This window comes from Polaromonas sp. P3_C2, from assembly GCF_056402675.1.
Genome location: NZ_JBFUGX010000104.1, coordinates 1 through 8688 on the forward strand (window position 1 = coordinate 1; position 8688 = coordinate 8688).

7 protein-coding genes are annotated in these 8688 nt (G+C 64.1%); 4 read left to right on the plus strand and 3 right to left on the minus strand.

What is annotated here, in order from left to right:
* Both AC1DWI_RS06665 and AC1DWI_RS06670 read right to left on the minus strand, forming a co-directional pair.
* Positions 1-550 (minus strand): ABC transporter ATP-binding protein (locus AC1DWI_RS06665; protein ID WP_477724569.1); only part of this gene is annotated, 550 nt, incomplete at its 3' end.
* 39 nt (positions 551-589) lie between these two features.
* Positions 590-1675 carry an ABC transporter ATP-binding protein gene (locus AC1DWI_RS06670; protein WP_477668932.1) on the minus strand — a complete coding sequence of 362 codons (1086 nt, stop codon included), beginning with the start codon at positions 1673-1675 and terminating at the stop codon, positions 590-592.
* Between the two features lie 267 nt (positions 1676-1942).
* Here AC1DWI_RS06670 and AC1DWI_RS06675 point away from each other — a divergent pair, with 267 nt between their 5' ends.
* Genes AC1DWI_RS06675 through proC form a run of 4 tightly spaced genes read left to right on the plus strand, consistent with a single transcriptional unit; the run spans position 1943 to position 6334 of the window.
* Entirely contained in the window at positions 1943-2710 is a 768-nt protein-coding gene (locus tag AC1DWI_RS06675) for a DeoR/GlpR family DNA-binding transcription regulator (protein WP_477668675.1), read from the plus strand.
* 48 nt (positions 2711-2758) lie between these two features.
* Positions 2759-4252 (plus strand): glycerol kinase GlpK, encoded by a 1494-nt coding sequence (gene glpK, locus AC1DWI_RS06680; protein WP_477668676.1) that lies wholly within the window; start codon positions 2759-2761, stop codon positions 4250-4252.
* Between the two features lie 54 nt (positions 4253-4306).
* Complete coding sequence (locus AC1DWI_RS06685; protein ID WP_477668677.1) at positions 4307-5491, plus strand: esterase-like activity of phytase family protein; 1185 nt, start codon at positions 4307-4309, stop codon at positions 5489-5491.
* A gap of 6 nt (positions 5492-5497) precedes the next feature.
* A complete protein-coding gene (proC, locus tag AC1DWI_RS06690) occupies positions 5498-6334 on the plus strand; it encodes a pyrroline-5-carboxylate reductase (RefSeq protein ID WP_477668678.1) in 837 nt (278 codons plus the stop codon).
* Positions 6335-6547: 213 nt separating this feature from the next.
* Here the strand turns inward: proC and AC1DWI_RS06695 are convergent.
* On the minus strand, positions 6548-8688 hold a 2141-nt coding region (locus AC1DWI_RS06695; protein ID WP_477724570.1), incomplete at its 5' end, for a hypothetical protein.

Genomic DNA, 8688 nt, shown 5'->3' on the forward strand with positions numbered 1-8688 from the left:
GCTTGAGCTTGCGCCGCAGTTGCCATTTCAGGTGCGGGTCGATCACCGTGAGCGGCTCGTCAAACAGCACAGCAGACACATCGGGCCGCACAAGGCCGCGGCCCAGCGAAATTTTCTGCTTGGCATCTGCTGCAAGCCCAGCCGCGCGGTGGTTGAGCTGGCCGCTCATGTCCAGCATCTCGGCAATTTCACCAACGCGTTTTTTGATCTGGTCTTCCGGCACCTTGCGGTTGCGCAGCGGAAACGCCAGGTTTTCAGCCACAGTCATGGTGTCGTAGATCACCGGGAACTGGAACACCTGCGCAATATTGCGCTGCTGCGGCGAGGCGTGCGTCACATCTACGCCGTCAAACTTGACCGTGCCCTGCGACGGCACAAGCAAGCCCGACATGATGTTGAGCATGGTGGTCTTGCCGCAGCCTGAGGGACCAAGCAATGCATAGGCGCCGCCATCGCGAAAACTCATGGTGAGCGGGAGCAACGCGTAGTCGCTGTCCTCGCGCGGATTCGGCCGGTAAGCATGGGCCAGGTCGAGATCAATACGCGCCATAAGGCCTCCACAACACGGCAGCCGATGCAAAAAGGTGCTTCACGCAAGTCCCCCCCTGCGCTCTGGCGCCAGCAGCAAAGCGCCGGTTGCATCAAAGACATACACCTGGGCAGGGCTGAGAAACAGCGTGATGGGCGCACCCAACTCAAAGTAATGCACACCGGTCAGTTGCGCCACCAGTTCGCCCACCGCCGTGGCAACGTGGACAAAAGTGTCGGAACCCGAAATTTCAGCCAACTCGACCTTTCCCGGCAACGCCACATCACCCTCACGCTTTTGGACGCGCAGGGCGCTGCCGCGAACACCGGCCGTGAGGGTGGCCAGGTTTTGCGCCGGCGCATCGGGCAAGGCCAGCGCCAGGGTGGGCCCTGCCGCCAGCTGCAATCCCTGCGCTGCGGGCAGTGCCGCTATCAGATTCATGGGCGGATCGCTGAAGGCACGCGCAACGCGCAAGGATCGTGGCGAGTGGAAGACCTCGGCGGTCGGGCCGTACTGCAGCAGTTCACCACCGTCCATCACAGCGGTATAGCCCCCCAGCAGCAGAGCCTCGCCAGGCTCGGTGGTGGCATAGATCACGGTGGAATCGCCGGCTGCAAAAAGCTGGGTCAGCTCTTCGCGCAATTCCTCGCGCAGCTTGTAATCCAGATTGACCAGCGGTTCGTCCAGCAACATCAGGGGAGCCCCTTTGGCCAGTGCGCGTGCGAGGGCCACCCGCTGTTGCTGCCCACCCGACAGCTCGGCCGGGTAGCGGTCCAGGAACATCTCGATGTGCAGGCGTTCGGCCAGTTTGCGCACCGTCTGATCGATGTCTTTTTCCCCTCGCAGCTTCAGCGGCGAGGCGATGTTGTCCGCCACCCGCAGCGAGGGGTAGTTGATGAACTGCTGGTAGACCATGGCGACGTTCCGCTCGCGCACCGGCATGCCGGTCACATCGGCGTCGTTCACCATGACTTTCCCCTGCGTGGGGACATCCAGGCCCGCCATGATGCGCATCAGGCTGGTTTTTCCGGCCTGCGTTGCGCCCAGCAGCACCGTGACTTCGCCGCTGCGCGGCGCCAGGTTCATTTCATAAAGCCATTGTTCGGCGCCGACTTTTTTGCTGATGTGGTCCAGGGTCAGCTGCATCACGCGCCCCTTCTGAACAACCGGCCGTCCCAGGCGCGTTGCAGCGACCCAAAACGGCGGTGGGGCCTCTGTGCCAGGGCATTGGCAGGCAGACAAAAAGAAACAGTAGACAAGAGGAAGGCTCCCGGCGAAACTTTGAGGAAGTTCGGTTTTTTTCTATTTTTCTTCTTTTTTGATTGTTTTATCTACTTGTTTTCCCTTATCTGTTTCCTTTTGTTTCGATATAAAGTTTCCAGACCTCCACGATTCCTTCAAACTTGAACCCGCGTGAACTCCAACCCCAGGCAAATCAAGCTCCTTGACGTCGTGCGAACCCACGGATCGGCCTCCGTCGAGCAGCTTGCAGAAAAATTGGACGTGACCTTGCAGACCGTCCGGCGGGATGTGCAGCGCCTGGCGGAAGCCGGCCTGCTGACGCGTTTTCATGGCGGCGTGCGGGTACCCAGTTCCACCATCGAAAACATTGCCCACCGCCAGCGTGAAAGCCTTCACGCCGAAGGCAAGGCGCGTATCGCGCGCGCAGTGGCCAGGCGTGTTCCGAACGACTGCTCATTGATCCTCAATATCGGCACCACCACCGAGGCCATCGCCAAGGCCCTGCTGCACCACAAAGGGCTGCGGGTCATCACCAACAACCTGAATGTGGCCGGCATCCTGTGCAGCAATACCGACTGCGAAGTCATCGTCGCCGGTGGCGTAGTGCGTTCGCGCGACCGGGGCATCGTGGGCGAGGCGGCGGTCGACTTCATACGCCAGTTTCGGGTAGACATCGCGATCATCGGCATTTCAGGGATCGAGCCTGACGGCTCCCTGCGCGACTTCGACTACCGCGAAGTCAAAGTTGCCCAGACCATCATCGAGCATGCCCGCGAAGTCTGGCTGGCGGCAGACAGCAGCAAGTTCAACCGGCCCGCCATGGTGGAGCTGGCCACGCTTTCCCAGATTGACCGGCTGTTCACCGACATGCCTCCGCCCGAGCCATTCCCCACCTTGCTGGAAGAGGCGGACGTCAACTGTGAAGTGGCCCACTCCTGAGCCCCGCGCACTTGTGCGCGCCTGCCACCCTTTCATACACTCCAGCGCATGACATACCTTCTYGCACTCGACCAGGGAACCTCCAGCTCCCGCAGCATAGTGTTTGACGAACACGGTCACATCGTGGCATTGGCCCAGCAGGAGTTGCCGCAGATCTACCCCAGGCCGGGCTGGGTCGAGCACGACCTGATGGAGATCTGGCGCACCCAGCTGGCGACAGCGCGCGAAGTGCTGGCCAAGGCGAACATCAAGGCCAGCGACATTCGGGCACTGGGCATCACCAACCAGCGCGAGACCACCGCCCTCTGGAACCGCAAGACCGGCCTGCCGGTTCATCACGCCATCGTCTGGCAGGACAGGCGCGCGGAAGCCACCTGCGCCGAGTTGCGTGAGCGCGGCAAGGAAAAGCTGATCCAGTCCAAAACCGGGCTGCTGATCGACGCCTATTTTTCCGGTACCAAGCTCAAATGGCTGCTCGACAACGTGCCCGGCGCCCGCGCGCAGGCCGAGCGCGGCGAACTGGCCTTCGGCACCATCGACAGCTGGCTGATGTGGCAACTCACGGGCGGCGCGCTGCATGCCACCGACGTCAGCAACGCGTCGCGCACAATGCTGTTCAATGTGCACACCAATCAGTGGGACGACGAGCTGCTTGAGCTGCTGGGCATCCCGGCTTCGCTGATGCCCAAGGTATTACCTTCGAGCGCGCATTACGGCGAGGTGCGCCCCGATCTGCTGGGCCATGACATCCCCATCGGAGGCGTCGCCGGTGACCAGCAAAGCGCGCTGTTCGGCCAGGCCTGCTTCAAGGCCGGCATGGCAAAAAACACCTATGGCACCGGCTGCTTCATGTTGATGCACACGGGCAGCCAGTTTCAAACCTCACACAATGGCCTGCTGACCACCAGCGCAGCCCAGGCAACAACCCAAACGCAGTTCGCCACCGAAGGCAGCGTGTTTGTTGGCGGCGCCGTGGTGCAGTGGCTGCGCGACGGCCTGCACGCCATCAAGGGCAGCGCCGAAGTGCAGGCGCTGGCCGAAAGCGTGCCTGACTCAGGCGGCGTGATGATGGTGCCGGCCTTCACCGGCCTGGGTGCACCCTACTGGAAACCGGATGCGCGGGGCACCATCACCGGCCTCACGCGCGGCACCACCGTCGCCCATATCGCGCGCGCCGCACTCGAAAGCATCGCCTACCAAAGCGCCGCCCTGCTGCAGGCCATGAGCCGCGACGCGGTGAGTGCTGGCGCCGCACCTGTTGCGGAATTGCGCGTAGACGGCGGCGCCTGCGTCAACGACCTGCTGATGCAATTCCAGGCCGACCTGCTGGGCATACCGGTGATCCGCCCGGCGGTCATTGAAACCACCGCTCTGGGCGCCGCCTACCTGGCAGGACTTTCCAGCGGCGTCTACAGCAGCACCGACGAGTTGTCCGGCATGTGGCGCGCCGAGCGCAAGTTTTTGCCTACGCTAGGCGCGGACCGGGCCGCTGAGCTGATGGCGCGCTGGGAGCAGGCGGTGCGGCAGACCGTGCTGCAGTAAGCGCAGCCCTGCCCTGTCACATTTCCCACAGGTGCGGCCGCTAGACTTGGCTGCATGAACCCCTATGTCACAGCACCCTCCAGGCGCCGGCTGGTCCTCGGAGCCGGCGCAGCCGCAGTGCTGGGCCTGGCCGGCGGCAAGGCACCGCAGCCGGCAGCAGCGGCCACGCAGCCGGTCCACACACGTCTGCGCCTGATCGGTGAATCCCGCATTCCACACCGGTTGCAATTCCAGGGCACCACGGTGGGCGGTCTCTCAGGCATTGACTACGACGCCGCCAACAACCTGTATTACCTGATCAGCGACGACGCCTCCAGCATCAACCCCGTGCGGTTTTACACCGCACGCATCGCGCTGGACATGAGCAGCCTGGGCCAGCCGGAATTGCTGAGCGTCACCCCCCTGCGCCAGGGCGACAGCAGCACGTATGAGGCCGCATTGCGGGGCATGCAGCCCCCCGACCCGGAGTCGATTCGCTGGCGCCCGAGCAGCCAGACGCTGCTGTGGGTCACTGAGGGGCATTCCCTGACGGGCGTGGCGCCGGAGCTGCGCGAAAGCCGGGCAGACGGCACGATGGTTCGCGAATTTACGCTGCCGCCCATGTTTGAGTTTCATCTCATCCGGGGGCCGCGCGTCAATCTGGCGCTGGAAGGCCTGGCGCTGACACCCGATGACAAGACAGCCTGGATCGCCATGGAAAACGCCTTCCGCCAGGATGGACCCGTACCCACGGTGAAAGCGAAGGGCGGTCCTTGCCGCTTCACCCAAATTGACCTTGCCAGTGGGAAAGCATTGCGGCAAATTGCGTATGTGCCCGACGCCATTCCGCGCGCACCTGTTGCGCCGGCCACCCAGGCCGACAACGGCGTGGTGGAAATCCTGATGCTCGATGCCGACCGCATGCTGGTGCTGGAGCGGGCCTATATGGCCGGCTGGGGCCCGCAGGCAGGTAACTCGCTGCGCCTGTACCTTATCGACACCCGGCAGGGATCCGACACGCTCGCAACGCCTGTCCTGCAGACTGGCACCTATCGCGCGGTGGACAAAACACTGATCGCCGACTTTTCCACCTTCACCGGCCCGGGGCCCGGCCTCCGGCTGGAACGTCTGGACAATACGGAAGGCATGGCCTGGGGCCCGGTACTGCCCAACGGAAATCGCAGCCTCGTCTTCATTAGCGACGACAATTTCAGCTCCCGGCAAATCAGCCAATGGCTGGCCTTTGAATTTTTGGATTGACAACGCATGACCTCCAATTCCCGTACAAGCAACGAACACATCGCCTTCATAGGCGGCGGCAACATGGCCAGCGCCATCATTGGCGGCCTGCTTAAGCAAGGCATGCCAGCCAGCCAGATCCAGGTGGTCGAGCCTTTTGAGGAGCAACGCAACAAGCTCATCCGGCAATTCGGCGTGCAGGTGCATGAAAAACCCGGCGCGCCACTGGCCAGCGCCGGCCTGGTGGTCTGGGCTGTAAAGCCGCAGACATTCAAGGATGCAGCGCTGCAAACACGCTTTCACACCAAAACCGCCCTGCACCTGAGTGTGGCAGCCGGCGTGCGGTCCAGCAGCATCGCGCGCTGGCTGGGCACCGAGCGCGTGGTACGCGCCATGCCCAACACGCCGGCGCTGGTCGGCAAAGGCATGACGGCGCTGTTTGCGCGGGATGCCGTGACAGACGACGACAGGCTGGGTGTCGAGCAGGTGGTCAAGCCCACGGGGGATTACCTGTGGCTCACCGAAGAAGCCCACTTGGACGCGGTCACCGCCATTTCGGGCTCCGGCCCGGCCTACGTCTTTTATTTTGTGGAAGCCATGATCGAGGCAGGCACGGACATGGGCCTTGCGCCGGAACAGGCGCGCAAGCTTGCCGTCGGCACCTTTGCTGGCGCTTCGGCGCTGTTGGCGGCGTCCGACGAGACGCCCCAGACCCTGCGCGCCCAGGTCACGTCCAAAGGGGGCACCACCTACGCCGCGCTGACCTCCATGGAGCAGGACCGCGTCAAGATGCTGTTCATGCGCGCCATCCACACGGCAAGGCAACGCGCCGGTGAACTAGGTGATGAGTTTGGCGCGGGCTGAAGAGGTTTAAGAGGAAACCCCCTGAAACCCAATGCAGGAAAGCGCAAGCAGCTATCTATTTAGGAGCTTAGGAACTCAGCTCATCTGGTGATGAGCTTTGCTTCCCAAACCCCAAACTTAATAGCTGCTCAGGCACATATTCGATGTCAATGGCCAAAACGACAGAACAGCCTGAAAAAAGCTGTTTTCCGCCTCTGTGAGCGCCTGGGAAGCCTACTGATCGACCTTGACACGGTAAGTGACGACGATCTGTGCCCCAGAGGCCAGCGAACCGGTAAAAGTCCACTTCAATGCCCCCTGCGCGTTCACGGCCGGTTGCGTGGTCACCGTGCAGCCCGTGATGCCCGTGGGCAGCACGCCCGGACAGGCGGTGGAGACGAAGCCGGTGAACGCCGGGGTGGAGTCGCTCACAAACAGCGTGGACAGCGCCTGTGTGCCGTTGTTGGTGGCCGTCAACGTGTACTGCAGCGTGTCGCCAGGGCTGGCGTTTACGCTGGTGGCCGAGGCGATAGCCTGGGTGACGTTGCTCACCAGCTTGGCCAGCGACAGGTCGCCAGCCTGGCCGACGGTGGTGATATCGGTGACAAGCAGGGTGCTGACGCTGAGCGCCGGGCTGGCGTTGGTGTAGCTGAAGGCCGCGCTCAAGGTTACGCTGTTCTGCGCGCCCTGGCCGGCCCCAGCGGGCACGAACTGCTTGACGATGAGGCAGACGGTCTGCCCGGCGGTGACGGTGAGAGCTGTGGTGACCTGCGTCTCGCTGGCCTCCAGCGCTGCGTTGCAATTGCTGTCCTGATACAGCACCTGGCTCCACGCAGGGCTGGCCGGCGTGGCGGTGTTGACCATCGAGAAGGTAACTTGCCCGCCGGTGCCAGCGGTGTAGGTGTGGGCGTAAAACACGACCGTGCCAGGCTGGGCGGTCTGCGCGCCGTTGGGGCTCAGGGTGTTGGGCCCCACCATGCCGAAGCTGATGCCGGTGCGGGCCAGGCCGGAGCCGGCGGTGTAGCTCACACTCGGGCGGGTGTAAGTGCCGCCCGTGGTGCCGGCCGAGCCGCCGGTGGCGGTGTAGCCGGAGGGCAGCACGGGCGTGAGGACCACGGTGCCGCTGGTGGCACCGGGAATCCACAGAATGAAGCTGCCATCGCTGGCCGTGGGTTCGGTGTCCACCGTCGTCGCACCCTGCATGGCGTTGACGGTGATGCCGGCCAGGCCGGGCTCCGTCCCGGCCTTCACGCCGTTGTTGGCGGTGCCGCCGCCCGCGCCGTTGTCGGCAAACACGGTGCCGCTCAGCGTGCTGCCGCTGTACAGGCCGAAATTCTGCGGTGCGGGCGGCGCACCCACGATGCTGAATTGGATCACCCCGGTGGGATTCTGCGTACCGATGAAGCCGGCCGGATATGCAGCCGCGATGTCGCTCAGCGTGTTGTTGCCGTCCACGATCAGGCAATAGTTGCCCTGCTGTATGTTGGTGAAGCTGTAGGCGCCGGTGGTCAGGTTGACCGATGCAGCCACGGTGGCCGGCCCCGTGCAGGTGCCGCCCGTGCGCGGCGCAAGCTTGACCCACAGTGCAGTGGCCCCGCCTATGCCGGCCTCGCCCGCATCCAGGTTGCTGTTGTGGTTGGGGTCGCTGTAAACGTTGCCGCCGAAACCCAGGGCTACCGTACTGACCACGGGCGCAGCGCAGCCGGCGCTCGGCGTGTTGGCAGCCGTGCAAGTGGTCGGGGTCGGTGGGCTGGTGCCGCCGGCCGGGTCTACGGCGGTGTAGTTGGTGACCGTGATGTTGCTCGTCGGTCTTGCCGTGATCTGCAGCGTCGAGGTGCCGCCGCTGGCTGTGATGGTGCCAACGAAATTGCAGGTCACCAGCGTGCCGCCGGCATTGGCCGCGGTCGAGCAGGTCCAGCCGGTGCCGCTGCTGCTGACGTAGGTCATGTTGACGGGAAGCTGATCCACCACCCGCGCCACAAAGGCCGGCGTGGTGGTGGTGGTTGCCACGGTAAGGGTGTAGACACTGTTGATGCCCACCTGCAACGCAGGGCTGGGCTGCGACTTGGTGACAGTCAGCGTGGGGTAGATGGGCGTGATGGTCACGGAGCCGTCGCCACCGGGATTGCCGGTGCCCGGCGCCGTGTTGCCGGGGACTGTCGCGCCGCCCGCGCCACCCAGCGACGCGGTCACGCTGAAAGCCGACACCGACACCGCGTCGCGGCAAGATCCGCCGCCCGTGGCCTGAGCGGTGGTGTTGGTGGCGCTGCTGTCCACCAGTTCCGCGCCGCCCACACCGGCCGCGCAACCGGCGCCGCCGCCGCCGCCGCCCGAGCCGTCGCCGACGCGTGTCGCGCCGGCGCTACCCGCTGCGC